Here is a 25,533-nt window from a genome sequence, read left to right as displayed (position 1 = left end):
GAGCGATTTTACTCCCTTTAGGCGTTCATCCCTTTTCGCTCTTGCACTCTTTACTATCCTCATTTTCGTGATGTCAGTTTCTTAAAACTGACAAGTGAGGTTTCTCAAAACCTCGTTCAATTACCAGAATATCCGATAGGTTTTAAGAACCTATCGGGTCAGTTTTAAGAAACTGACACCACGAAAACTAAAAAATGTCCTATGAAGAAACAAATCCTAACTCTTTCCTTTGCCTGCCTGACCTTCCTGGCATCGGCGCAGAATAAAGTGACTATTAACGCCGGAGACGGCAAAACGGTCATTAGCAAACATATTTATGGCCACTTCGCCGAACACCTGGGCCGAAGTATCTACGACGGCTTTTATGTTGGCGAAAGCAACACCAAAATCCCCAACAAAAACGGGGTTCGACTGGACGTTGTCAACGCGCTGAAGAAGATGAAGATCCCGAATCTGCGCTGGCCGGGTGGCTGCTTTGCGGATACCTACCACTGGAAGGACGGCATTGGCCCGAAAGCCAAACGCCCCAAAATCGTGAATACCTGGTGGGGTGGCGTTACGGAAGATAACAGCTTTGGTACGCACGACTTCCTGAATATGTGCGAACTGCTGGGCACCGAGCCTTATCTGGCCGGGAACGTAGGCAGTGGTACGGTGCAGGAATTGTCGGACTGGGTACAGTATGTCAACTTCGAGAAGAACAGTCCGATGGCTAACTTACGCCAGCAGAATGGTCGTCAGGCCCCCTGGAATGTGAAATATTGGGGTGTAGCTAACGAAGCCTGGGGCTGTGGCGGCAACATGAAGCCCGATTACTACGCCAACCTCTACCGGCAGTACAGCACCTTTATGAACAATAAGGTGGGCGACGGCAAGATTTTCCGGATTGCATCAGGTGCCAGTGACGACGACTACACCTGGACCGAAACGCTCATGAAAAACATCCCGTCCACGATGATGGAAGGACTGGCGATGCACCATTACTCGGTATTGTCGTGGGGCGAAGGAAAGAAAAGCTCAGCGACGCAGTTTACGGATGAGGAATACTTCAAAATCATGAAGCAGGCCCTGTTGATGGACGAGCTGATCGAGAAACATTCGGCCGTGATGGACAAGTACGACCCGGAGAAAAAAATTGCGCTCATCGTTGACGAATGGGGCGGCTGGTACAACGTAGAGCCGGGCACCAATCCTGGGTTCCTGTATCAGCAAAACACCATGCGCGATGGCGTACTGGCCGGAGCTACGCTTAACATCTTCCACAAACATGCCGAACGCGTACGCATGGCCAATCTGGCGCAGGCCATCAACGTACTGCAAGCGGTGATCCTGACCAAAGGCGACAAAATTCTGCTGACGCCCACGTATCACGTGCTGGAAATGTACAACGTACACCAGGACGCTACCCTGCTGCCGGTAAGCATAAAGTCCGACGATTTCACGTTTGGGAAAGACAAACTCCCTGCCGTGTCGGTGTCGGCCTCCCGCGACAAAGCCGGAAAGGTACACGTCTCGCTCGTCAACATAGACCCAACGAAGCCGCAGGAAATTACGGTCGATCTGAACGGAATCAAGTCGTCCGGACTAACGGGCCGCATCCTGACCTCGGCCAATGTGCGTGACCACAACACATTTGAGAATTTAACTAAAATAAAGCCGGTCGCCTTCAACGGAGCCAAACTCAACAGCGACAAGCTGACTGTAACCCTGCCGCCGGTTTCGGTGGTGGTGCTGGAACTGTAATTTCAATTTTGAATGAGTGAATGATCGAATGAGTGAATAGCTTCATTACTTATTCATTCATTCTCTCATTCACTCATTCAACATTAATCATGTACAAGACCCTCAAAGAAGAATGTTACGAGGCCAACATGCAGCTTCCCAAACTGGGGCTGGTGCTGTTTACATTCGGAAACGTCAGCGCGGTTGACCGGGAGCGGGCCGTGTTTGCCATAAAACCCAGCGGGGTTCCTTACGACACACTGACGGCCGACGACATCGTGATTTGTGATTATGATGGTCGTGTCGTAGATGGTCAGCTGCGGCCCTCGTCAGATACAAAAACCCATGCGCTGCTGTACAAAACCTGGGATACCATCGGTGGTATCGCGCACACGCACAGCACCCACGCTGTGGCCTGGGCGCAGGCGGGTATGGACATCCCGATCTTCGGGACCACGCACGCGGATCACACCCATCAGGATATACCCTGTGCCCCGGCCTTAACCGACGAGATGATTCAGGGGGATTACGAGCACGAAACGGGTCACCAGATCTTCAACTGCTTCGCCGAAAAGGGGCTGGTTAATACCGAAATGGAAATGGTTCTCCTGCAAAATCACGGGCCGTTTACCTGGGGAAAATCGGCCGAAAAAGCCGTTTATAACTCCGCTGTGCTGGAAGAACTCGCCCGCATGGCGTATCTCACGCTTCAAATAAACCCGAATACTCCCCGCATCAAAGACACGCTCAGACTGAAACACTACGAGCGTAAACACGGCAAAAACGCCTACTACGGACAGGGTTGTTAGCCCTGCCAAGGGTATGAGTATGCCCCGTCATTCTTTACAAATTGAGTTCACATTAATGCGATACAAACAAATCTTTGTGTATCTCTTTTTTCTCTGTGAATCTCTGTGACATAACATGACCAAACCCCTTAATTCTCAATAGTTCATGAAGTTTTTGCCCCAACTCTTATCGCTGGCTCTGTTAACAAGTTGCTTAACTATGACCTCCTGTTCATCGAAAAAAGAAAACGAATCCGACGACAAAAAGGCGGGTATCGACAAAACGGCCTACGGACAACTTCCCGATGGTCAAACAGCTGATCTGTATACGCTGCGTAATGCGGCCGGTATGACGGCCCAGATTACCAACTACGGCGGCATTATCGTGGGCCTCCAGGTACCCGACAAAGACGGTAAATTCGAAGACGTTACGCTGGGGCAGGACTCGCTGTCGAGTTACGTTAAGAACAACCCCTATTTTGGTGCGTTGATTGGGCGATACGGCAACCGGATTGCCAAAGGTAAGTTCACCCTCGATGGCAAAACCTACGACCTGTTCATCAACAACATGGGCAACCACCTGCACGGCGGTAAGGTTGGTTTCGACAAGGTGCTCTGGACAGCAACCCCGGTAGACGGCGATGAACCCGCGCTTAAGCTGGCATACACAGCCAAAGACGGTGAAGAAGGCTATCCCGGAAACCTATCCGTAGAAGTGACGTACACCTTGCAAAAGGATAACGCCCTCAAGATTGACTACAAAGCCACAACCGATAAGCCAACGGTGGTCAATCTGACCAACCACACGTATTTCAACCTGACGGGCGGTGCCAAGCGCGACATTCTGGACCACGTGGTAACGCTCAATGCGGATAAACTCATTGCCGTTGATCAAACCCTGATTCCGACCGGCGAATTGAAGCCTGTAGCGGGTACTGCATTCGATTTCCTCAAGCCATCGGTTGTCGGGTCACGCATTAATGATTCGACGGATACCCAGATTAAATACGGCGGTGGATACGACCACGGCTGGGTGCTGAACGGTTCCGGCGACTCACTGAAACTGGCCGCCACTGTTTACGAGCCTACATCGGGCCGGGTTATGGAAGTTCGGACTACAGAGCCTGCCATACAGTTTTATACTGGTAATTTCCTGGATGGCTCCGTCGTTGGGCGGGAAGGGTTTGCCTATAAAAAACGATACGCCCTCTGCCTGGAAACCGAACATTATCCCGATTCCCCGAACCATCCGGCTTTCCCAACCACAGTGTTGAAACCCGGCGAAACGTATAAAACGACGACCATCTACCAGTTCTCGACGAAGAAATAAACGTTACGGATTGAACACAGAGACGGTCCGCCGTTGCGGCACAAAGTACACAGAGGAATCAGCCACGAAACCTCTGTGTACTTTGTGCCGCAACGGCAGACCGTCTCTGTGTTCAATAAATCCTTTTTTTATAACACACATGACTGATCAATCCGGTACTGGTCGGGCAACGATGCCAGCCGGTCATAACCCTGTTTTGGAACGGCGAACCGTCGAAAACGCAAATCGTAATCTGCTAAAGTATTTAAAACCGGGCCTATCGGTTCTCGATGTAGGCTGTGGCACGGGGGCTATTACCCGCAGCATTGCCGAAAAAATTGGGCCTACCGGAAGTGTACTGGGTATTGACCCGAACCAAAATCTTATTGAACTGGCGAAACAACAGGCTGGAGACACACCCGGTCTTGACTTCCAGCAGGCCGATGTGTATGCGTTTGACACGCCCGAACGATTCGATCTGGTTACCTGCGCCCGAACTCTTCAATGGTTGGCTGAACCCGAACTCGCGCTACGTAACATGAAGCGTTTCGTGAAGCCCGGCGGACATTTAGCCATTCTGGACTTCAATCATGAGAAAATTTCCTGGACGCCCGAACCGCCCGGAGCGATGAAACTATTTTATGACGCTTTTCTCAACTGGCGGCAGGATGCCGGATTCGATAACGCCATTGCCGACAACCTGAAAACACTGATGCACTTCGTTGGCTTTGATGCCGTGCAGGTCGAAGAGCAGTTTGAGATAACCCGGAGGAACGACCCGGATTTCAGCATAGCCAGCCGGTTGTGGGCCGAAGTGGCCGAACTGCGTGGTCCCCAGCTGGTGCAGGATGGCTACATCACGGAAAACCAGCGGCTGGAAGCTATTCGGAATTATGATAACTGGATTGCCACCGTCGGCCAGTCGATGACCGTGTATTTACTGGCCGTTGAAAGTCAGCAACCCTTGTAAGTTTCGGTATGGTGTCGGTTTCTCAAAACCGACACCACACCGAAACACTAAATAGACATTATCCGGTCACGCGAGACGGTACGCCACTCGCCCGAAAGAGTGCCGTTTTCAATCGTATAGGCCCGTTCGTACAGGGCCACCGTTGGGCAAATATGATTGGGCAGGCCATAAAGCACATCCCCAACTTTGTAGGAATGCCCCTCACCCGCTTCGACAACCAGATGCTCCTCACTCTGCCCGATGGCTTTTAGCTCGGGGGCATTCAGGAACGTGATCCGCTGGCTTAGCTCGCCCTCGGCAGCAATTGATTTATGCCCCACATCCAGGCAAACTTTCGTGGCATCGGGCAGCGAAATAACGCGCGTTACGACTAACCCCGCCGGTAAAAACGGCTGCTCAGCCAGGGTAGACTGATACCCTTTGTCCCAATAGATAAACGTGCCGGGGCTGCACTCAACGTCGGGCCGTTTGGCGTGGATCGGAAACGTTGGGCTCCCTCCTACAACTAAAATGGGCTTACCCAGTCCACGAGCCGAAATGGTATCGCTTAGTAATTTGACGGGCCAGAAGGCCGCATCGCACTGGGCCGCCCGAACGGCCATATCCGGGTCGCGCAGATGCCCGTCATAAGCGTGCAGCCCCATTGGCTGGATACCGGGCAACGCCGACAATTCTGTGTAAAGGGTCAACACGGCCTCACCGGGTGCCATACCCGTGCGGTTCATACCAACGTTCAAATCCACGTAAACGGGCACGACCGCCCCGGCTGCTACTGCCAGTTCAGAAAGTTGACGGGCGGTGCCGAGGTTATCGACCAGACAGGAAAATGTCGTTTCGGGATACGCTTTTATGAGGCTTAGCAGCCGGTGCATTTTGGCTCCGTTAGGCTGGTAGGCCAGCAGCACATCGGGCGCACCAATGGACGCCAGCATTTCGGCCTCGGCAATGGTGGCACACTTAAACTTGCGAATACCGGCCTCCATCAGCAATTGCGAAGCCTCCCGCGACTTACTCGTTTTGACATGCGGGCGCAACCGCTTGACGCTGTCAATCGATCGGACCAGGAGGGCAATATTCTGTTTTACCCGTTCCGGATAAACCACCAACGCGGGTGTATCGAGTTGGGCAATGTCGGCAATCGAATACCAGGGCGTTTGCTCCATCAGACCAGTTCGAACAGGGCTTCTATTTCAACCGGAATGTTATCGGGAAGCGAGCCCATGCCCACCGCCGACCGAACGCCGATACCGTTTTCGGTGCCCCAAACGGTGGCAAACAGTTCGCTGCACCCATTGATCACGTATGGATGACGACCAAAATCGGACGGGCAATTGACCATTCCCAACACTTTAATGACGCGCTTCACCCTGTCAAGACTACCCAGGTTGGTGCGAATGGTTGATAAAATAGCCAATCCTACCTGCCGGGCGGCTAGTTTGCCCTGTTCAATATCCAGATCGTCTCCAACGCGACCAATGATCAGGCTTTTATCATCCTGAACCGGTCCATGTCCGGACACATACAGGTATTTACCGTCAATCAGATAGGGCTTATAAACGCCGAGTGGTTGTGGTGCCGGGGGTAAGGTGAGGCCGGTATCAGCAAAGTTTTTTTCGGGCGAAGGGATGTCAGCTTGCATCATTGAGTGAATTATTAATAAGAGCAACAAACTAAGTAGGCGTACAAACTTAATCGAATACCGGGTTATTTTACCAGAACCGACCAACAGTTGGGGTAGATTGTTATGATTTCTGTAATCTGTCTACTAACAATCTGACTTTTATTTAGATTAAACATTCACAGTAAATAAGGAGCCACAAGACGGACTTTGCGGCTTGTGTACCGACCTTCGCAAAAAATTAACACCAGTTTACACACGTTCATGAGACCAGTACATACATCCGCACTCCTGCTCGTTACCGCTTGCCTCTGGGCTGCGGCCCTCCTTCCCCAGCGCCCAACGTTGTACCTGATTGGTGATTCGACCGTAAAAAACTCAACCGATAAAGGCGAAGGTGGGATGTGGGGTTGGGGTCACTTTATCGACGCTTATTTCGATACAACCCGTATCAAGATCGAGAATCACGCCATTGGAGGCCGGAGCAGCCGTACGTTCCTGACCGAAGGGCGTTGGGAGAAAATCCGGACAGCCCTCAAACCCGGCGATTTTGTGATGATGCAGTTCGGTCATAACGATGCGGGTGCCATAAATGACACGCTGCGAGCGAGGGGAACGATAAAAGGTATTGGCGACGAAACGGCGGAAATTGACAACCTGATCACTAAAAAACACGAGGTAGTGCATAGTTACGGCTGGTATCTGCGCAAATATGTGGCCGAAACGAAAGCCCGTGGCGCTACCCCCATTGTTCTGTCGCTGGTACCGCGTAATGGCTGGAGAGACGGTAAAGTGATGCGGGGAGCCGATAATTACGGTAAGTGGGCATCTGAAGTAGCGAAGGCCGACGCCGACGGCAAGCTAAAAACGTACTTCATCGACCTCAACGAACTTGTTGCCCGCAAATACGACGTTGTCGGCGATTCAGCCCTGTTGCAGGCCACCTATTTTGTCAAAGACAATGTCCATACGAATGCCGCCGGAGCAAAGCTAAACGCAGCAGCTGTGGTAGAAGGGCTCAAACAGCTAAAAGCCTGTCCGCTCAATCAGTACGTAAAGTAACGAGCTCATCGGTGGCTGTACATTTATTGGTTAACCGTTCGGAGTACGTTAAGAGCGTACGAATTCGGCTATTCTGAAACAATGCGACCGCATGAAAGTTGGAGATTTACTACTTATACACCAGTATGCCTACACTAGCTTCCGATAACCCAGAACCCCTGGCCGAGTTAGTCTCGTACTTTTTTACTCGCCGGGAAGCAATTCTGAACAATTGGCGTACCGCCTGCGAACAGGACACTTTTTTAGGGAATGTATCTACCTTGAGCCGTGATGAATTCAACAACCTGCTTCCCATTGTTTTAGGCATTCTTGAAAAACGGTTACTCAGTAAACCAGAAGATATTGACCCAACCATTGCGGCAACGTCCCATGGGTTACACCGCTGGCAAAAATCGCACGCGTTGCTGGAAACGATTCGGGAGTTGAATCTCTTCACTGAGACACTTTACAATGAGCTGGAAGCTTTTCATGCTTTTTTCCCAAAAACGAACGCTGGCTTTCTAGTCCGGGTACACCGCCTTATTGCTCAGTTTATGAGTGAAACCATCAACGGTAGTGTAGAGAAATATGATGAATTGCAACGACTGGAAGCCGCCAATCGGGCCTCTTCCCTGCAAAAGGCAATTGACCAGATGACTGAACTATCCCGTTTGCGAAGTACCATGCTGCGTACCACCTCGCACGACTTACGGGGTAGCTTTGGTATAATTAATAGTGCCGCCTACCTCCTAAAAATGGATGACCTGAGTCAGGAAGAGCGCACCCAGTACCTGGATATGCTGAATCGAAACCTGACGAATGTGCAATCTATGCTTGGTAATCTAACGGATTTGTCGCGATTGGAAGCCGGAGAGGACACGTTGCAGATTCAGGCGATCGACGTTGTTCAATTACTGAACAAACTGGTTGAGGTTGTACAGCCGATGGCAAAGGAGCGCGGCCTGATTCTGTCGGCCGACGGACCCAAATCAATACCAGCGCAAACAGATCCGGACAAGCTTCGGCAAATTGCGTATCACCTTCTTCAAAATGCCCTTCAGTACACACCATCCGGCTTCATATCCGTATCCTGGACGAAGGAGAATGATTTTCGCTGGATTTTTAGCGTTCAGGATTCTGGACCGGGTATAACCGGTAAATTGACCGCCCTGTTAACCAAACAGCTCAAACCAAATGTGGAAACGGTTAGCGTAATGTCGCCGGAGCAGAGTGATCCGGTGTCGGTTATTCCAACCAATGAGCACGACATACCGGAAGGACCCGTTCTGGCACAGACGGTCGTTAATTCAACTCATCGGGAAGGCGTAAGTTTGCAGATTGTGAAGCGCTTGTGCGAACTGCTGGATGCCAATATAGAAATAGAAACTGAGGAAGGACGAGGTACGTTATTTCGTGTCCGTTTGCCCCTTCAGTACGACAATAACTAAAGTGGAAGGCTTACCGTTTGCCACCAGTATTGCCGTAAAGCCTGGAAGTAAGCAAGCCAACGCTTAAAATCGCCGGGCTTAACGATATAGGAAGTAGCGCCCAAATCGTAGGATGTCTGTATGTCTTCGGCCAGGCTGGAATGACTTAGAACCGTTACGGGAATGAGTCGGTATGGAGAATCGTTTGCTTTCAGAACTTGTAACACTTGCAGGCCATCGTTCCGAAGGGGAAAATACAAATCCAGTAAGATTAAACGAGGTAAACTTTCCTTGGCTTCCTGACAGTTTTTGAGTTGAGTTATGGCCTCCTCCCGCGTATAGGCAGTCAGTAAATGAGCATCGGGCATACACTCCTGTAGTACGGTTTCGATCAATACACAGTGGTCAAGGCTGTCATCGATTAACAAAATTTTATTTCCTCTGTGCGGACGCCCCATTTGGGCCTTTGTTCCTTCATTCATTCTGACGGATACTGGGAGATGGGCTTTATGAATAGCTAATAAGCTGGCTGTTACTTAAAGCAGGTAGTTACCTGAAGTGTTTTCTTGTCAACGAGTATTCGGGCTTAAATCTGGCAAAACTACCTTAACATACCAAATATTGACAGGTATATATTGCCTTAATAATATCGGCTGATTACAACGAATGTAAATACAATGGTGTATTTTTAGCCAGGCTGTGACATACAACCACAGAACGAACTACCACCTCCCTTACTAATCAGGTTCCCATTGTTACGTATAGATATACCGTATTAACTGGTACGATTAATAAAGTAAGGTTGATTATTCGACGGTATCTAAGTAGAAAAAAGCCACGGGTGTATTCATAATAAGATTATGTCAACATGTTAATGAGTTATAAGCTGCCCTTTGCCCTCACCCAACCGATGAATTATTATTTTCTTCTGTTTCTGATTGGTTGTCTAACCAGCCGGGCTACAGGACAAACCCTCAAGCCCGATAGCTCTTTTCAGCAACTGGCCCGCAACCAGGCCGTACGTGCTTACGAACAGGACCTGCGTGAACAGGCACATGTGTACGAGGGCAATGAGTACATTGCGCACGACCACCGCATCAAAATTCACCCATTCTTTGGCGTCGATAGCCTGCTATCCTGTACGATTGTCTATCGGGGGGCGCAGTATTCGGACATAAAAATGCTTTACGATGTTGTTCGTGACCAGCTGGCGATTCAGCCGCCGGGCGGTGGGTTTCGGCTCAGGCCGCGCAACGACTACGTAGCGTCCTTTATCATGGGTCAGCATCAGTTTATCCGAATCGTAGGCGACAGCGCAGCCGGCGTACCAACGGGTTTTTACGAAATCCTGCACAACGGCCGTATAAAGGCGCTCGCCCGTCGGGTTAAAGTCATTCACGAAGATATTTCGAGTGGAAAATTTCAGGCCGACTACCTGGTAAAAGACCGCTTTTTTGTTGTGAAAGATGGCGTCTATTATGAAGTAAAATCAAAACGCTCGCTGCTTCAGGTTTTTCCGGAACAGGCCAAAGTACTCCGCAAGTTCATGCGTTCGAATAGCCTCAAATTTAATGATGAGAAACGCGAGGAAGCCATTTCACAGGTAACAAACCGGTATGAAGACCTACTGAAGTAACTATGATTCAACTTTACCGGACTACGTTCCTCTACATCGGATTGCTTTGCTTCCTGACAACGGCCTTTGCCCAGACTCCCACCGACAAACCCATTAGTGGCGACTTCTCGAATACCCCCTTTACGCAGTTTGTTCATCAAATTGAAGCGCAGTCGCCCTATCGGTTCTTTTATGACCCCATCGATGCCGATAGTATCCGCCTGGATATGCGCGTTGACAAGCAGCCGCTTCGGTTGGTGCTTCAGCAACTCTTCAACGGCACCAAATACGGGTTTTCCATCGATAACCAGCAACGGGTTTACATTACCACAACCCGGCCCATCCGAACCGAACTGCCCATTGGTTTCTTCGTACGCGGTCGGTCGGATACCGGGGCAGATTCAACTCTGGCGGGCTACTTGACCGAAACTCAGAAAAAGCGGGTGGAACCGGAAACAAAGGTCTACGAAATTGGCAAACGGACAACGCCCATCCGGCCAGGACGGTCTACCCTGGCAGGGTACGTCCGTAATGTATCGTCGGGAGAGCCCATCGTGGGCGCGGCTGTTTACCTTGAAAATCCGCGTATTGGCACCATATCCGACCAGTTCGGCTACTATTCCATCACCCTGCCGCGCGGCAAACATGACCTGAAACTGCGGAGCATTGGCCTGAAAGATACCCGACGCCGGATTATTCTATACGCCGATGGGAAGTTCGACATCGAGATGGAAGACGATGTCATTGCGCTGAAAGAGGTGGTGATCGAGGCCGAAAAAGACAAGAATATTTCTGGTCTTCAGATGGGTCAGGAGCGGGTCGATATTAAAAGCATCAAGCAAGTGCCTACGGCATTGGGTGAGGCTGATCTGCTGCGGGTTATTCAGACCTTGCCGGGGGTCAAAACCGTTGGCGAAAGCTCCACCGGACTCAATGTTCGCGGGGGCGCTACGGACCAGAACCTGATTCTGTACAACGACGCCACCATTTATAACTCGTCGCACCTGTTCGGTTTTTTCTCGGCCTTTAACCCCGATATGATCAAGAGCGCTGAACTCTACAAAAGTGCTATCCCATCGCGCTTTGGCGGTCGGCTATCATCGGTACTGGATGTGCAGACGCGGGATGGCAACAAAAAGAAATTTGTTGGCTCGGGCGGGATTGGTCTGCTAACGGGTCGGCTAACGCTGGAAGGACCGATCCTTAAAGACAAGACCTCGTTCATTGCGGGCGTTCGCTCGTCGTATTCCGACTGGCTGCTGCGGCAGCTTCAGAATGCCTCGTTCCAGAAAAGTCAGGCGCAGTTTTACGACATCAACCTGCACATCACCCACGAAGCCAACGAAAAAAACGCGTTCTACCTAACCGGCTACCTGAGTCGGGACCAGTTTAAGCTCAACAGCGATACGTCGTACCGGTATCAGAACCAGACGGCAACGCTGAAATGGAAGCACGTGTTCAATAACAAACTGTACAGCGTTTTCACGGGTAATTACAGCGGCTACAAGTACGATGTAGCGAGCGAAAAAAATCCGGTCAATGCCTACCAGCTCGACTTTTCGATTAAACAATCGCAGTTGAAAGCTGATTTCAACTACTACCCAACCAACCAGCACGCGGTTGATTTTGGTATCAGCAGTACCCACTACAGAATATCGCCCGGCAGTTTCCAGCCCAAAGGCCGTGAGTCGCTGATCGTGCCCGATGTTGTGCCCACGGAACAGGCGCTGGAAAGTGCGGTGTACATTGGCGACCGCTTCGACATCAGCCCCCGGCTGTCGATCAGTGGCGGGCTACGGTATTCGGTTTATACCTATCTGGGCCCGAATTCAGTCTATCAGTACGCACCGGGTCTGCCGAAATCCGTGAATACCATCATCGACACGCTTACCTATGGCACCAATAAATCCATTGCTACCTATCAGGGACCGGAATACCGGCTGGCCATTCGGTACGCGCTCTCCAGCACCGCTTCGGTAAAAGCGAGTTTCAACCGCACCCGGCAGTACATTCAGATGCTTTCCAACACGACGGTCATCTCCCCCACCGACATCTGGAAACTCAGCGACCCGAACATCAAACCACAAGTGGGCGATCAATACGCCGTGGGTATCTACAAAAACAACCGCACCAACACCATCGAGTTATCCGCAGAGGCCTATTACAAGACCATGCAGAACCTGCTCGATTACCGGGGCGGGGCTTCATTGATTCTCAACCACCATATCGAAACCGATGTCGTGCGGGCTGAAGGCATGGCCTACGGTGTTGAATTTCTGGTCAAAAAAATGACGGGCAAACTGAACGGCTGGCTGAGTTATACCTACGCCCGAACCCTCCTGCGAACCAACGGGCTGAACAGCAGCGAAACCATCAACCAGGGCAATTTTTACCCGAGTAGCTACGATAAACCGCATGACTTCACGATGATCAGCAACTACAAGATCAACCGCCGGTTTAGTCTATCGTTGAATTTCACGTATAGCACGGGGCGGCCCATTACGCTGCCAGTGGGTAAATACACCCTCGACAATGCCGCCAGACTGCTGTATTCGGAGCGTAACCAGTACCGAATTCCGGACTATTACCGCGCCGATTTTGCGATGAATATTGAAGGTAATCACAAGGTGAAGAAGCTGGCGCACAGTTCCTGGACGGTCTCGGTTTATAATCTTCTGGGGCGGCACAATGCGTACTCTGTGTATTTTAAATCGGAGAATGGCCGAATCAACGGGTATCAGTTATCCATTTTCGGAAATCCAATTCCGTCAGTTACGTATAATTTTAGATTTTAAAGGTGGGCCACAGAGATGCACCAAGACGCACGGAGATACACAGAGAAAAGTTTTTCTTATAATAATCTCTGTGTATCTCCGTGCATCTCTGTGACTCAACCCTTCTACCATGAAAAACACCCCTATAAACATACTCGCCTGGTTGTTGATCCTGCTCGTTGGCGGGTGCGTTGACCCGTACCGCCCACCCGAAGTGGCGTCGCCCAACAGTTATCTGGTTGTGAATGGCTTCTTCGACAGCGCACCGGGTGCGCCCACGACCATTCGCCTGTCGAGAACGCAGAATCTGGCCGACACCAAAGCGCCCACCGTCGAAACCAAAGCGGTGGTAACGATTGAGAGCCAGAACAAAGCCATTTACACCCTCGCCGAAGGTGCTGCGGGTACGTATACGCTGGCGGGCGTTACGCCCAGAACGGGTGAGAACTACCGGTTGCATATCCGAACGACTAAAGGAGTTGAGTATTTCTCGGCCTATGTGCCGGTTATTCAGACGCCCCCCATCGACAGTGTCAGCTGGCGGAAGGAAGATAACGGCGTACAGATCAACGTAAACGCCCACGATGCTACAAACAACACCCGGTATTACCGCTGGGAGTTCGATGAGACCTGGGAGTATTACTCGGCTTTCACATCCAGCTATGAGCTGATTAACAACCAGCTTGTCGACCGCGCCGTACGGGTCGATCAGTGCTGGAGCAACGCCAGTTCAACCAATATCATGACCACCTCAACTGCCCGTTTGAGCCAGGATGTGGTAAGTCAGTTTCCGCTAACGTTTATTCCCGGCAGTTCCATAAAACTCGGCGTTAAATACAGCATACTGGTTCGGCAGATCGCCCTGAGCCAGACGGGCTTCGACTACTACGACCAGCTTGCCAAAATAACCCAGAACATCGGCTCCATTTTTGACCCGCAACCCTCGCAGATCACCGGAAACCTGTATTGCGCCAACAACAGCAATGAACTGGTGCTGGGCTTTTTCAGGGTGGGCTCGGTGGCAACCAAACGACTCTTTATCAGTCGGTCGCAAATCCCGGACTTCCGGGCAATTACGAGTTACGAAAGCTGTACGACGGATACCCTGACACTGGCTGAAATCCGCAAGGATCAACCGGCGGTTGTCACCCTGTATGACATGACGCGCTATCTGACCACCTCCACCTATTGTGTAGATTGCCGCCTGCGGGGTGGTGTTATCAAAAGACCTGACTTCTGGCAGTAAGCACCAGCGACCAAACGACCTCCCTTATGCCTGTTTCTATACCACGCGTACTTTTCACCCTGCTTTTCTTCGTTCCGGTGCTGTCCTGGGGGCAATCTCTGCCATCGGGCAGTGGGCCTGTACAGTCGTTTGAGCGATACCGCCAGCAAGCACTTCAGGAAAAGCTGTTCGTTCATACCGATCAGGCGTTTTACCTCACCGGCGAAACTATGTGGTTTAAAATCTATTACGTCGATGGCTCCCGTCACCAGCCGCTCGATGTGAGCAAAGTCACTTATGTCGAATTGCTGGACAAAGAGAAAAAATCGGTGCTGCAAACTAAAGTCGCCCTCAACCCCGACGGCGGGAACGGCAACCTGTTTCTACCCTCGTCACTCAGTTCGGGCAATTACCTGCTGCGGGCTTACACAAGCTGGATGAAGAACTTCAATGCGGATTTCTTCTTTGAGAAGACGCTCACGGTTGTCAATCCTTTTAAACCGCTGGGTTTGCCGCTGTTGCGGGAAACGACCGATTATGACGTTCAGCTTTTTCCCGAGGGCGGCAATCTGGTGCAGGGGCTTCCTGGAAAGGTGGCGTTTAAAGTAGCCGATGCATCGGGGCGCGGGGTGGCCGTTCAGGGCTGGCTGGTTTCGGGTCAAAACGACACCCTGACGCGGTTCAACTCCCACAAGTTCGGGATCGGCACGTTTACCCTGACGCCGGACGAAAAGATGTACCGGGTCGTTTTCAGGGACAGACAAGGGCGCACTGTAACGCGGCCGCTTCCTACCGTGTATCCCCAGGGCTACACCATGCGGCTGGACGAGAGCAGCGCCGATCAGTTGACGCTTACCGTTCGCACCAATGTGCCGGGGGCTTCGTCCGTTTTGCTGTTCGCGCACACCCGAAACGACATAAAAGTGGCCGAAGCACGGCCTATTCAACGCGAAACAACCTTTTCGATTGACAAAAAAAAATTAGGTGAAGGCATCTCCCACCTGACCATCTTTAACGCCGACGGTAAGCCCGTTTGCGAGCGATTGTACTTCAAACGGCCCACGCAGCCGCTTGACATTAGCCTGAAACCAAACCAGCCTTCGTATGCCTCCCGGACGAAAGTAACGCTGGACGCATCGGTGGCTACTGCGGCTCAGGGCCGTCAGGCGGGTTTGTCGATGGCGGTGTACCGGGTCGACTCGCTGGCCGAAACCAGTTCGGGAAACCTACTCAGTTATTTGTGGATGACCTCCGATTTGCAAGGCCGGATCGAATCGCCCGACTATTATCTACAACCCGGTAATGAAGGCGTAGCTCAGGCAACCGACAACCTGATGCTCACATATGGCTGGCGTCGGTTTCGGTGGGAGGATGTACTCAACAGCCCCTCTCCGGGGAAAAAGCAACTTAAACGCCTATTCACTCCCGAACACAACGGACTACTCATTCAGGGCACCGTAACCGATAGCCTGACTGGAAAGCCAGTACCCAATATTATTACGTATTTATCATCGGTCGGAAAGCCCATTCGGCTGTATGTGTCGCGGAGTGACTCGTCGGGCAGAATTCGCTTTGAAATGCAGGATTTTTACGGTGCCCGAAACATCGTCGTCCAGACCAATCCCAAGGACAGTATTTATAAAATAGCGATAACCAATCCATTTTCCGGCACGTTCTCAAGCACGCGCCTGCCCGCGCTGTCCGTTGCCGAGTCGCAGACCGATCAACTCCTCAATCGAAGTGTGGCTATGCAGGTACAGGCAACGTACTGGGGCGACCGGGTTATCAACTATCAGTACCCGCCGGTCGATAGCTCGGCGTTTTACGGAAAGCCCGGTGAATCGTACCTGCTGGATGTATACACCCGTTTCCCGCGCATGGAAGAGGTTCTTCGGGAATATATTCTGGGAGTGATGCCCCGAAAAAAGCAGGGGCGTTTCCGGCTTTACGTACCCAATGAGCCTTACCGGGCTATTTTCGAAGACCCATCGCTGGCTCTGCTGGATGGCGTGCCGGTGTTTGACATGGACAAAATCATCGAGTTCAGTCCGCTGAAAGTGAAGCAGATCGACGTGATTACCAATCAGTTTTTCATTGGTCCGTCTCTTTTCCCCGGTGTTATCAGTTTTATGACCTATAAAGGGGATCTGGCGGGTTTTCCGCTCGATGCCCGCTTGCTGAAGCTGGATTACGACGGACTACAACTGCAACGGGAGTTCTATTCCCCCCGCTACGACACGCCCCGACAGCTAAGCAGCCGACAACCCGATGGCCGGACGCTCCTGTACTGGAATCCCAACCTGAAAACCGACGCTCAGGGGAAGGGCCGTGCCGAGTTTTACACTTCCGACCAGACCGGCACCTACGTTGTGGAAGTGAATGGGCTAACAACCGATGGTCAGGCTGGTAGCCAGCGGACGCTTTTCGAGGTAAAAAATAGCCCGAAGTAGGTGAGTACAGTACGGCCATACACCGTAGGTTCTATTTATTTATCCGATGAAACATACACAATGGGCGAGCTTACTACTCATTTTCTGGCTGTGTCTTCCCGGCCCCGTCAGTGGCCAGCCGGTACCGGCAAAAACGATACAGCAGGCCAAAGGTAACACCGCCCGTCCCTGGACCTACTGGTGGTGGATGGGAAATGCCGTCAATGCGTCAGACATTACCCACCAGCTCGAACAGTTTGCCAAAGCCGGACTCGGTGGCGTTCACATCATCCCGATTTATGGCGTTAAAGGCTACGAAACTGAATTTGTTCCGTACCTGTCGGATAAATGGCTGGCTGTTTTCGGGCACACCGTTCGGGAAGGCAGGCGACTCGGGCTTGGCGTCGACCTGACGACGGGCACCGGCTGGCCCTTTGGCGGGCCGGGCGTCTCGACGGCCATAGCGGCTAAAGAATGGAAACTCATAGACGGCAAACTGACGGCCGTTCCAACCAAGCAACAGGTCAAACGCCCGGCTCCGGGTGCTCAGGGTTCCGTTATTGATTATTTCAGCAAACAGGCCGTGGAGCAGTACCTGCTTCGGTTCGATTCAACCCTGGCGCATTCGCCCCAGCAGCCCCGCGCCGTTTATAACGACTCCTACGAGGTATACGGCGCCAACTGGACGGATACTTTCCTGACGGAATTTAAAGCCCGGCGGGGCTATGACCTCAACAGCCAGCTAACTGCTTTTCTGGATACAAATCAGACCGAAACCAGCATTCTCGTTCATCAGGACTATCACCAAACGTTGTCTGAACTGCTGCTCGACGGCTTTGCAAAACCCTGGGACAACTGGGCGCACAAGGCGGGCTACCGAACCCGCAACCAGGCGCATGGCTCGCCGGGCAACCTGATCGACCTCTACTCAGCCACCGATATTCCCGAAACAGAGTCTTTCGGTTCCAGCCGGTTTCCGATTCCGGGCCTGCGCGTGGATGCCAACTACGAAGTAGACCGCTTTGGAACGCCCAACCCGCTGGCCATGAAATTTGCTTCGTCGGCGGCTCACCTGATGGGCAAGCCGCTGGTCAGTTCCGAAACCGGAACCTGGCTGGCAAATCACTTTCAGGTGTCGCTGTCCCAGATAAAACCGCAGGTCGATGAGTTGCTGGTGTCGGGGATCAACCACATTTTTTACCACGGCATCCCCTACTCGCCCCCCGCCGAAAACTGGCCGGGCTGGTCGTTTTATGCCTCCACGAACTACGGTCCCAACTCGCATTTCTGGCCGCATCTGCCGTTGCTCAACCAGTACATCGAACGCTGTCAGGCGCGGTTGCAGCGCAGCAAACCCGACAACGACGTACTGGTGTATTTTCCGATTCATGATCTCTGGACAACCCGAGCCAAATCGGCGGGTGGGATTCATCAACTGGAAGTTCACCATGTGGAGCGATGGCTGCTACCCCAGCCGTTCGGGCGTTTGTGCGAGCAGTTGGCAGAGCGCGGCTATGCATTCGATTACATCTCCGACGAACTGCTCAAGAGCCTGACCGTGACCAAACAGGGCATTCGGACGATCAGCGGAGCCACCTATCAGGTCATTGTGGTACCGAAAACCACCTACATTCCTGCCACTACCCTTGGGCTATTGGACAAACTGGCTCAGCAGGGTGCGCGGATTATTTTTGATGGACAGCTACCCCAGCAGGCGGCTGGTTTTCACGACCATACGGCCCAAACAGCAACCGTGCAGCAGCTCGGCCAAACCCTTCGAAAACGCCCGGTCGTGACGGTCAGTACCAATTTATTTCAAACCCTGAACAAACTTGGCATTCGTGAGGAAACCTGGGCGGCTCAGGGCTTGTCATTCATCCGCAAACGCCAGGGTATGGGCCTAAAGCAATCCGGTCTTTCGGCAGATACCACCCAGTATTTTATCACGAATCTGAATAATCGCTTTCATCAGGGCTGGGTTACGCTCTCGGCAACGGGCCGGGTAAACCGCTATGACCCGCTGACCAATTCGACCTCGGCATTACCAGCCCGGAAAGGGAAAGACGGTAAAGTAGAGGTTTATCTGTCGCTTGAGCCGGGGCAATCGTGCTTTCTCAATGTGAGTTCGGGAACGCCGGTATTTATCAATACAGCCGCCCAAAAACGGGTTACCCGTCCTTCTGGAGCAAGCATTGCGCTGAAAAATCCGTGGCGTATTCAGTTTGTCAGACCAAATCCGGAACAGGGGCAAGCCGCCTTCAAGCTGTCGGCTACGTTACCAACCCTCGCCGACTGGACGACGCTGTCTGAGTCGGCGGGTTATTTCTCCGGCACCGCCCGTTACAGCACAACCGTCAACATACCCGCTGGCGCTGTGGCCTCAGCTTACCTCCTCGACCTCGGCGATGTTCGGGAAGTAGCCGACGTGCGACTAAACGGACAGCCCCTGGGAACAGCCTGGTGCATTCCGTTTCGGCTAACGATACCCGCCAACCGACTAAAAGCCGGAGACAACAAACTCGAAATCGACGTGACTAATTTGTCAGCCAACTACATGCGGCTTTACGACCGGCAAAACCCCGGCTGGAAGAAGTTCTACGACATAAACATTGTCGATATTCGGTACAAGCCTTTTGACGCCACACGCTGGGACGCTGTACCTTCCGGTTTACTAGGTCCCGTAACACTGACCCCGACATCGGCGAGATAATCATCAGAGATTTCCGGTTAAACGATAATACGATCTGGCATACGCACTATAGAGCGTACACCAGATCGTATTATCGTTTAACACTACCGTTTCCGCTCGTTAATCGGGTAAGCAATTTCACGAAAGTACGTACCCTAAAAGGGGTGTTTTTACGGGCTTTACTATCAACTGGTTTGCTGAAATTAGACGCGCTTTTACGACTCATCTTTCCACGTCATGACACCGTCTCTTCCCCTGGACCCCACAACGCTTTATCTAGCCGACAAGGCTGCGACTAATTATGCCGCTCATGCAGATGAAATAGATAAAATAACCCGGCGAATCACCGAAAATCGCTCCGGTATACGCTCTCTAACCGACATTACGGATGACAAATCCCGCCTGTTCAAACGGGCAGCGCGCGAAGGCGGGCAATTTGAACAGGCACTGGAGCGAATCAACGGTATTCCTGATTTTCAGGACATGGCTATCCTGCGAAAGATTGTGCGGGCATCGACCAGTGTCTGCCGAATCATTTTGCAAGGTCCCTCCGGCATTACCGGCTATGGAACCGGTTGCCTGATCGCCCCTAATGTACTGATCACCAACAACCATGTCTTCCCGAATGCCGGTACGGCCAGTCGCGCCATCGCTCAGTTTAACTACGAACTCGGCGACAATGGGCAGGTGCTAACACCCGTTTCGTTCCGCTTGCGGCCCGACTTGTTTTTCCTGACATCGCCTTACACTGAACAGGCCGACGTGCCCTTTAGTGGTCGGGATTTTACCCTGGTGGCCGTTGAACCAACCAGCACCGATGGGGGGAGCCTCAGTCAGTTTGGGTTTATCAGGCTGGACGCATCGCTGGGCAAAATCATTGAAGGCGAGAATTGCGTTGTTATTCAGCACCCCAAAGGAGATTATAAAAAAGTTGTTCTGAAAGATATCCGGCTGATCACCTTTACTGACAACTTTCTGATTTACGAAGCCGATACGCAACCCGGCTCATCAGGGAGTCTGGTACTTGGGCTGGGTACGGCCGATGCCGTTGCGTTGCACCATAGTGCAGTGCCCAGGAAAGACGCCAACGGGAACTGGCTTCGAAAGGACGGTAGACCCCGTCAGCCGGGTGACACCGACGATGCCATTGACTGGATCGGCAATGAAGGCGTACGGGTAAGCTGCATCGTTGAAGCCTTCAACAAATTAGCCATACCTGAGGCCATGCAGCCCTATCGGGCAAAAATTGTCGAGGCTCAAACGCCCCCACTTGTTGTCAATAGCCCTTCTATTATTAGTATGTCTCCCCCAACATTAGTATCCGGCAACGCCCCTCGTGCTGAAGCCAGCCCGACAACCTCCGCCGTTTCGGCCGCACCGCTACCCGCATCGACATCCGGTAAGCTACTTTATTTTGAAGTCCTGCTCACAGATCAATCCAGCCTGCAAGCTGACTGGGCTAAACGGGCTAACGAACTGGTGCCCGGCCTGATCGACCAAACGGCTTTGTTTCCAATGTCGCAGGAGCCAGTTGCCCGACGTATGGTGTACGTGACGGTAAGATCCAGCGAAAATCCGTGGGCACTAGCGGCCACTATTGAAGGCCTGCCACATGTTGAAGCTTGTCGGCCCGATCTGCAGAGCCTGACCGACATTGGTCGGAACAGCGCAGCAACCGAGGCAACTATACGCATTACAGAATCTGAGTTTGTTATCAATAATGGCACCGCAGAACCCAACGAGGAGAAGTTCCTGGAAAATTGGGGCAAATCCATTCAGGTACAGGCAGCACTAAGCAACGGTGCCGGTCGACAACGCTGGTGGCATTGGTCGGCGATTAACTGGACGAACCTAAACCAAGGGGTACCTGATCTGACCGAAGACGAGTTCAGGCAATTGCGCGAACGGCTGGCCCAGATGCGGTTGATCCAATTGGATACCGGCTATTCAGATCATTCCAAAGTGGCAGATGGCTACAACACCGATCTTGATTTCGACTTTATTGACGACGATAACGACGCTCAGGATGAGCGGGCTAGCGTTGGCATCAAGTTTCCTTACCACGGCACCCGAACGGCCAGTCTTGTGGTGGGCGGCTCGCTGGCCGATGCAACCAGCAAACTGGATGGAAATAACGGTTTGCTGGTTGAACAGGGGAAGTGCTTAACCCGACTGATTCCGTATCGAATCGCGCAGTCGGTTATTCTGATCGGGCGGGGCAAGCAGGTGGTTGACGGCGTCAATTATGCCATTCGAAGCGGGGCTGATGTGTTGTTTATGTGCATGGGCAGCTACCCACGGCCCATGCTCGAAGCCATTGCCAGAGAGGCCTACGAAAAGGGGGTTATCTGGGTATGCGCTGCCGGTAATGAAGTGGGGCTGGTTGTAGCACCGGCTTTATATCCGGGAACGATTGCCGTAGCCGCTACCAACCCTGAGGATAAGCCCTGGTCGGGCAGTAGCCACGGGCCAACCGTCGACATTGCCGCGCCGGGAGAAGATGTGTACGTACCGTTTCTGGATAAGAAAGGTCAGGAAATTATGGTGTACGGCAGTGGAACCAGTTATGCCACCCCTCAGGTAGCCTCCGCAGCCATGCTGTGGAAAGCCCGACACTCTGAGGAGTTAAGTGATTATTTGCCCTGGCAGGTTGTCGAAGCATTCCGGGAAACACTAAAGGCATCAGCGCGCAAGCCTACGGGGTGGCCGCAAGGATACGGAAAAGGGATTATCGACATCACCGAATTGCTAAACATTAAATTGCCCCCAAAGAATACGCTGACGCACGCTTACAAAAACCAGAAAGACGCCAACCCGCATAGCGTTGGTATTGCCGAAGCCGTTCATTTCATCTGGAATGTATTCAGCAAAAAGGTGTCGCCGGGTGCTACCGAAAGCACATTGGGATCAGTGCCCCTTACGCAACGTGGACAACAGGCGCTTGCTGCTTTTTCCAGTTCTTCGTCCTCGGGTGGCCGGGAGAGTAGCTCGACTATGACGGATTCTGACGCGCTTCTCCGCTATTATTTTAATCAGTAGTACCCTTTTATCCACCTTTCCCTGAGCAACTGCGACTATGGCCAGCCCTGTCTTTTTCGATTTTCACCTCCACCCGGTCTTTAAAAAATTTATCTGTAAATACGAGGAAAGCTACCCCTCCACCCGATCGCTGGATGAGCTGACGGGCCAGTTTGACCTGACCAGCCCCCTTGTGAAGCTGCTCGACGAGGAGTTGCTGCACATACTGGGGAGTCAATCCTGCATCGACCAGCTAAACGAGGGGAAATTAACGGTGGGTGTTGCCGCTATTGCCCCCATCGAACGGCTGTTCACCAATAAGGCCGATGGAGGTATGTTTGGTAAAATCCTCAACTCCGGCCTGACAAAACCGCTGGACCTGACGTACATGAACAATGTCCGCGACGGTAACGTATCGTACTATCAGCTGTTTATTCGGGAGGTAAATATTTATAAACGACTGCACGAAGCCGGAAAGATACACATGCTTACCCGGCAGGCCCCACAGGTATTGAACAGCCCTGCACCGATACCCCATTTAGCGCTCGGTCTTGAAGGTGGGCATGGCCTGTGCCGCACGTTAATTGGTCAGCCAGGAAAGCAGGATACGTCGTTGACGGTCCCGCCGGGCGCTGAAGATTCACTATCCAAAGATTTCACCACGGCTTTTACCAGCAATCCGGCTAAAAGTCTGCAACAAGTACAACAGGCACTCTGGGAACAGGAACTGGATTTATGTTATCTCGTGCTTACGCACCTCTCGCACATTGATGAACAGTTGCTGGCAACCCATGCCTATGGCATGAAGATGATCAAGGATGTAAGCAGTTACCCCATGGGCAACGGTATTACGCTGAAAGGCCGACAGGTCATTGATGCGGCTTATACGCTGGAAGTGACCCTAAATGGTACGAAAACCCCGGCACCCGTGTTGATCGACATCAAACACATGAGCCTTAAATCGCGGCTCGATCTATACGCTTACCGGAAAGAGAAAAAATATAACTTACCTCTGATTGCCAGCCACATTGGGGTAACGGGCTATTCGGTCAATGCCTGGAAAGAAGCTCTCAACGAAGCCAGTACCATGCGATTATCATCTGGCGAACCCGTGGTGACCATCAACGTCGACCGTAAGACGGCGGGTTTCTGGGGCTTTATCAACAAAGAATTCACGTATAATGCCTGGTCCATTAACTTAATGGACGAAGACATTGAAGCCGTGCTGGTCAGTAACGGGCTGATTGGCATAAGCCTGGATGTTCGGATTTTAGGCTGGCAGGACCTCCTGAGCAAAGGCGATAAAGATGAGTTTATGTCGGCCGAGGAGTTCCGTTTCTTTTTCCCGGAACGTGCCCGTCAGTTGGTTCCCCCCGCCGTTGAGTCGCAGCTTAAGCCAACACGCGAAGAACGCCATCCACTGGCACTGTGCTTCAATATACTCCACGTGGTGTCTGTAGGACTTATTCGCACAGATCAAAAACCCTGGAAACAAATCTGTATTGGCAGTGATTACGATGGCCTGATCAATCCGGTCATTAACTGCCGGGATGTGAGCCAACTGTCGGTGCTGGAAGAGAATCTGATTCGGTGGTTACCCGTTGCCGAACGGGCTTATCGCAAAGAAAATGGTGGCGGGCCTTTACTTGACCGCCAACCAAATGGCGAAGTAGAGCCAGCCTATTTAAAAGGTCTTGTTCGGGATATACTGTACACCAACGGCGAACAATTTATGAAACGCTGGCTAACTAACTTTCAATAACGCTATCGCTACAGAAAAGCGAACCTTCAATTTCTCTTTGCGGTCTTCGTCCCCCAGTCCTTGCTGGCTCACGACTAGTCGATGAGCCAGCAATTTTCATAGAGAATGGGTAAAAATCAGGAAACAAATCCCTCTATTGGAAAAACCCATTTCATGAAAATACGAACAGCTTACGGGACAAAGCCCGTTGTACCGTTTCTGATTATCTGTCTTTTAGGTGTCCTGCAACTAAACCAGATTTGCCACGCTCAAACGCTTTTCCCGGCCAATGTGCATCGGGTGTTATTTCTGGGCAACAGCATTACGTATGCGGGTACCTACGTCACGAATATCGAGGCTTATTACCGGCTGCAATATCCCAACCAATCCATTGAATTTATCAACGTTGGCCTTCCCAGCGAAACCGTTTCGGGCTTATCGGAAGACGGTCATGCCGACGGTAAATTCCCCCGCCCCGACCTGCACGAGCGCCTGGAACGGGTGCTGAAACTCACCAAACCGGATTTCGTTTTTGCCTGTTACGGCATGAACGATGGTATTTACCTGCCGCTGGATGAGACCAGGTTTCAAAAATTTAAAGATGGCATGAACTGGCTTCATGCCGAAGTCGTCAAACTTGGTGTGCCCATCGTTCACCTGACACCGCCCATTTACGACGAGCAGCGCGGCAACAGCAAAGGCTACGCGGCCGTCCTCGACCGCTATTCGGATTGGCTATTGGAGCAGAAAACAGTTGCCAAATGGTCAGTCATCGACCTGCATTATCCAATGAAAACGTATCTGGAAGCCCACCGGAAAGTCGACGCGGCTTTTGGCATAAATGGGTTCGCGCTGGCTACCGATGGGGTGCATCCGGGCGAAGTCGGCCATTGGATCATGGCTAAAAGTATCCTGCTGGGCATGGGCGACAAAGCCGTAGCCAGCGCCCCGGATCTTGCGGCATCGGTAGAGTCGATTCCGAATGCCGCTCAGGTAATAAAGCTGGTAGCGGCTCGGCAAAGCCTGATGAAAGATGCGTGGTTAACGGCCACCGGACACAAACGCCCCGGCATGAACGTGGGCCTGCCGCTTGCTGAAGCTCAAACAAACGCTGCCGAACTGGACGCCCAGATCAGGAAATTGCTGCCTTGACTCTGTGTTCAAATA

17 protein-coding genes are annotated in these 25,533 nt (G+C 51.9%); 14 read left to right on the top strand and 3 right to left on the bottom strand.

Annotated elements, in window-relative coordinates:
- Positions 1-201 precede the first annotated feature (201 nt).
- From CRO74_RS04725 to CRO74_RS04710, 4 genes are all read left to right on the top strand, one after another.
- Positions 202-1,743 carry an alpha-N-arabinofuranosidase gene (locus CRO74_RS04725; RefSeq protein ID WP_097124847.1) on the top strand — a complete coding sequence of 514 codons (1,542 nt, stop codon included), beginning with the start codon at positions 202-204 and terminating at the stop codon, positions 1,741-1,743.
- An 89-nt stretch (positions 1,744-1,832) separates the two neighbouring features.
- Complete coding sequence (locus CRO74_RS04720; protein WP_097124846.1) at positions 1,833-2,531, top strand: L-ribulose-5-phosphate 4-epimerase; 699 nt, start codon at positions 1,833-1,835, stop codon at positions 2,529-2,531.
- A 145-nt stretch (positions 2,532-2,676) separates the two neighbouring features.
- Complete coding sequence (locus tag CRO74_RS04715) at positions 2,677-3,840, top strand: aldose epimerase family protein (RefSeq protein ID WP_097124845.1); 1,164 nt, start codon at positions 2,677-2,679, stop codon at positions 3,838-3,840.
- A 139-nt stretch (positions 3,841-3,979) separates the two neighbouring features.
- Positions 3,980-4,789 (top strand): methyltransferase domain-containing protein, encoded by an 810-nt coding sequence (locus CRO74_RS04710; RefSeq protein ID WP_097124844.1) that lies wholly within the window; start codon positions 3,980-3,982, stop codon positions 4,787-4,789.
- Between the two features lie 47 nt (positions 4,790-4,836).
- Here the strand turns inward: CRO74_RS04710 and CRO74_RS04705 are convergent, their stop codons facing one another.
- Positions 4,837-5,952 (bottom strand): D-TA family PLP-dependent enzyme, encoded by a 1,116-nt coding sequence (locus CRO74_RS04705; protein WP_097124843.1) that lies wholly within the window; start codon positions 5,950-5,952, stop codon positions 4,837-4,839.
- Positions 5,952-6,428, bottom strand: a complete 477-nt coding sequence (locus tag CRO74_RS04700) for a RidA family protein (protein WP_097126012.1) — start codon at positions 6,426-6,428, stop codon at positions 5,952-5,954. Before CRO74_RS04700 ends, CRO74_RS04705 begins: the two co-directional genes overlap by 1 nt.
- Before the next feature lie 243 nt (positions 6,429-6,671).
- On the opposite strand from CRO74_RS04700, the gene CRO74_RS04695 reads away from it, so the two are divergent.
- Both CRO74_RS04695 and CRO74_RS04690 read left to right on the top strand, forming a co-directional pair.
- Complete coding sequence (locus CRO74_RS04695) at positions 6,672-7,469, top strand: rhamnogalacturonan acetylesterase (protein ID WP_097124842.1); 798 nt, start codon at positions 6,672-6,674, stop codon at positions 7,467-7,469.
- A gap of 125 nt (positions 7,470-7,594) precedes the next feature.
- Positions 7,595-8,896 carry a sensor histidine kinase gene (locus tag CRO74_RS04690; protein WP_097124841.1) on the top strand — a complete coding sequence of 434 codons (1,302 nt, stop codon included), beginning with the start codon at positions 7,595-7,597 and terminating at the stop codon, positions 8,894-8,896.
- Here CRO74_RS04690 and CRO74_RS04685 read toward each other — a convergent pair.
- On the bottom strand, positions 8,893-9,357 hold the full coding sequence (locus CRO74_RS04685; protein WP_097124840.1) for a response regulator: 465 nt from the start codon (positions 9,355-9,357) through the stop codon (positions 8,893-8,895). The two genes, CRO74_RS04690 and CRO74_RS04685, sit on opposite strands and share 4 nt — an antisense overlap.
- 428 nt (positions 9,358-9,785) lie before the next feature.
- On the opposite strand from CRO74_RS04685, the gene CRO74_RS04680 reads away from it, so the two are divergent.
- The 8 genes from CRO74_RS04680 to CRO74_RS04645 all read left to right on the top strand — a co-directional run bounded on the left by CRO74_RS04680 (position 9,786) and on the right by CRO74_RS04645 (position 25,518).
- Positions 9,786-10,511 (top strand): hypothetical protein, encoded by a 726-nt coding sequence (locus tag CRO74_RS04680; RefSeq protein WP_245877760.1) that lies wholly within the window; start codon positions 9,786-9,788, stop codon positions 10,509-10,511.
- Positions 10,512-10,513: 2 nt separating this feature from the next.
- Positions 10,514-13,285 (top strand): TonB-dependent receptor, encoded by a 2,772-nt coding sequence (locus CRO74_RS04675; RefSeq protein WP_097124838.1) that lies wholly within the window; start codon positions 10,514-10,516, stop codon positions 13,283-13,285.
- Positions 13,286-13,394: 109 nt separating this feature from the next.
- A complete protein-coding gene (locus CRO74_RS04670) occupies positions 13,395-14,510 on the top strand; it encodes a DUF4249 domain-containing protein (RefSeq protein ID WP_097124837.1) in 1,116 nt (371 codons plus the stop codon).
- Between the two features lie 26 nt (positions 14,511-14,536).
- Positions 14,537-16,939 (top strand): hypothetical protein, encoded by a 2,403-nt coding sequence (locus tag CRO74_RS04665; protein WP_097124836.1) that lies wholly within the window; start codon positions 14,537-14,539, stop codon positions 16,937-16,939.
- A 46-nt stretch (positions 16,940-16,985) separates the two neighbouring features.
- On the top strand, positions 16,986-19,628 hold the full coding sequence (locus CRO74_RS04660) for a glycosyl hydrolase (protein ID WP_097124835.1): 2,643 nt from the start codon (positions 16,986-16,988) through the stop codon (positions 19,626-19,628).
- Positions 19,629-19,844: 216 nt separating this feature from the next.
- On the top strand, positions 19,845-22,646 hold the full coding sequence (locus CRO74_RS04655; protein ID WP_097124834.1) for a S8 family serine peptidase: 2,802 nt from the start codon (positions 19,845-19,847) through the stop codon (positions 22,644-22,646).
- Positions 22,647-22,683: 37 nt separating this feature from the next.
- Positions 22,684-24,387 (top strand): amidohydrolase family protein, encoded by a 1,704-nt coding sequence (locus CRO74_RS04650; protein ID WP_097124833.1) that lies wholly within the window; start codon positions 22,684-22,686, stop codon positions 24,385-24,387.
- Between the two features lie 153 nt (positions 24,388-24,540).
- The gene (locus CRO74_RS04645) at positions 24,541-25,518 is read left to right on the top strand and encodes an SGNH/GDSL hydrolase family protein (RefSeq protein ID WP_245877759.1); all 978 of its coding nucleotides are present in this window, start codon (positions 24,541-24,543) and stop codon (positions 25,516-25,518) included.
- Positions 25,519-25,533: the final 15 nt, after the last annotated feature.

The sequence above is a fragment of the Spirosoma fluviale genome (genome assembly GCF_900230225.1).
Lineage (GTDB): Bacteria > Bacteroidota > Bacteroidia > Cytophagales > Spirosomataceae > Spirosoma > Spirosoma fluviale.
The sequence above is the reverse complement of the archived record's forward strand: the minus strand, read 5'-3'. Positions and strand labels throughout refer to the sequence as shown.

Excerpts from the sequence above, each read along its gene's own strand:
- CRO74_RS04715 (WP_097124845.1), top strand. The coding sequence starts at position 2,677 with ATGAAGTTTTTGCCCCAACTCTTATCGCTGGCTCTGTTAACAAGTTGC.
- CRO74_RS04710 (WP_097124844.1), top strand. The coding sequence starts at position 3,980 with ATGACTGATCAATCCGGTACTGGTCGGGCAACGATGCCAGCCGGTCAT.
- CRO74_RS04725 (WP_097124847.1), top strand. The coding sequence starts at position 202 with ATGAAGAAACAAATCCTAACTCTTTCCTTTGCCTGCCTGACCTTCCTG.
- CRO74_RS04675 (WP_097124838.1), top strand. The coding sequence starts at position 10,514 with ATGATTCAACTTTACCGGACTACGTTCCTCTACATCGGATTGCTTTGC.
- CRO74_RS04680 (WP_245877760.1), top strand. The coding sequence starts at position 9,786 with ATGAATTATTATTTTCTTCTGTTTCTGATTGGTTGTCTAACCAGCCGG.
- CRO74_RS04700 (WP_097126012.1), bottom strand. The coding sequence starts at position 6,428 with ATGCAAGCTGACATCCCTTCGCCCGAAAAAAACTTTGCTGATACCGGC.
- CRO74_RS04685 (WP_097124840.1), bottom strand. The coding sequence starts at position 9,357 with ATGAATGAAGGAACAAAGGCCCAAATGGGGCGTCCGCACAGAGGAAAT.
- CRO74_RS04650 (WP_097124833.1), top strand. The coding sequence starts at position 22,684 with ATGGCCAGCCCTGTCTTTTTCGATTTTCACCTCCACCCGGTCTTTAAA.
- CRO74_RS04720 (WP_097124846.1), top strand. The coding sequence starts at position 1,833 with ATGTACAAGACCCTCAAAGAAGAATGTTACGAGGCCAACATGCAGCTT.
- CRO74_RS04665 (WP_097124836.1), top strand. The coding sequence starts at position 14,537 with ATGCCTGTTTCTATACCACGCGTACTTTTCACCCTGCTTTTCTTCGTT.
- CRO74_RS04705 (WP_097124843.1), bottom strand. The coding sequence starts at position 5,952 with ATGGAGCAAACGCCCTGGTATTCGATTGCCGACATTGCCCAACTCGAT.
- CRO74_RS04690 (WP_097124841.1), top strand. The coding sequence starts at position 7,595 with ATGCCTACACTAGCTTCCGATAACCCAGAACCCCTGGCCGAGTTAGTC.
- CRO74_RS04670 (WP_097124837.1), top strand. The coding sequence starts at position 13,395 with ATGAAAAACACCCCTATAAACATACTCGCCTGGTTGTTGATCCTGCTC.
- CRO74_RS04695 (WP_097124842.1), top strand. The coding sequence starts at position 6,672 with ATGAGACCAGTACATACATCCGCACTCCTGCTCGTTACCGCTTGCCTC.
- CRO74_RS04660 (WP_097124835.1), top strand. The coding sequence starts at position 16,986 with ATGAAACATACACAATGGGCGAGCTTACTACTCATTTTCTGGCTGTGT.
- CRO74_RS04645 (WP_245877759.1), top strand. The coding sequence starts at position 24,541 with ATGAAAATACGAACAGCTTACGGGACAAAGCCCGTTGTACCGTTTCTG.
- CRO74_RS04655 (WP_097124834.1), top strand. The coding sequence starts at position 19,845 with ATGACACCGTCTCTTCCCCTGGACCCCACAACGCTTTATCTAGCCGAC.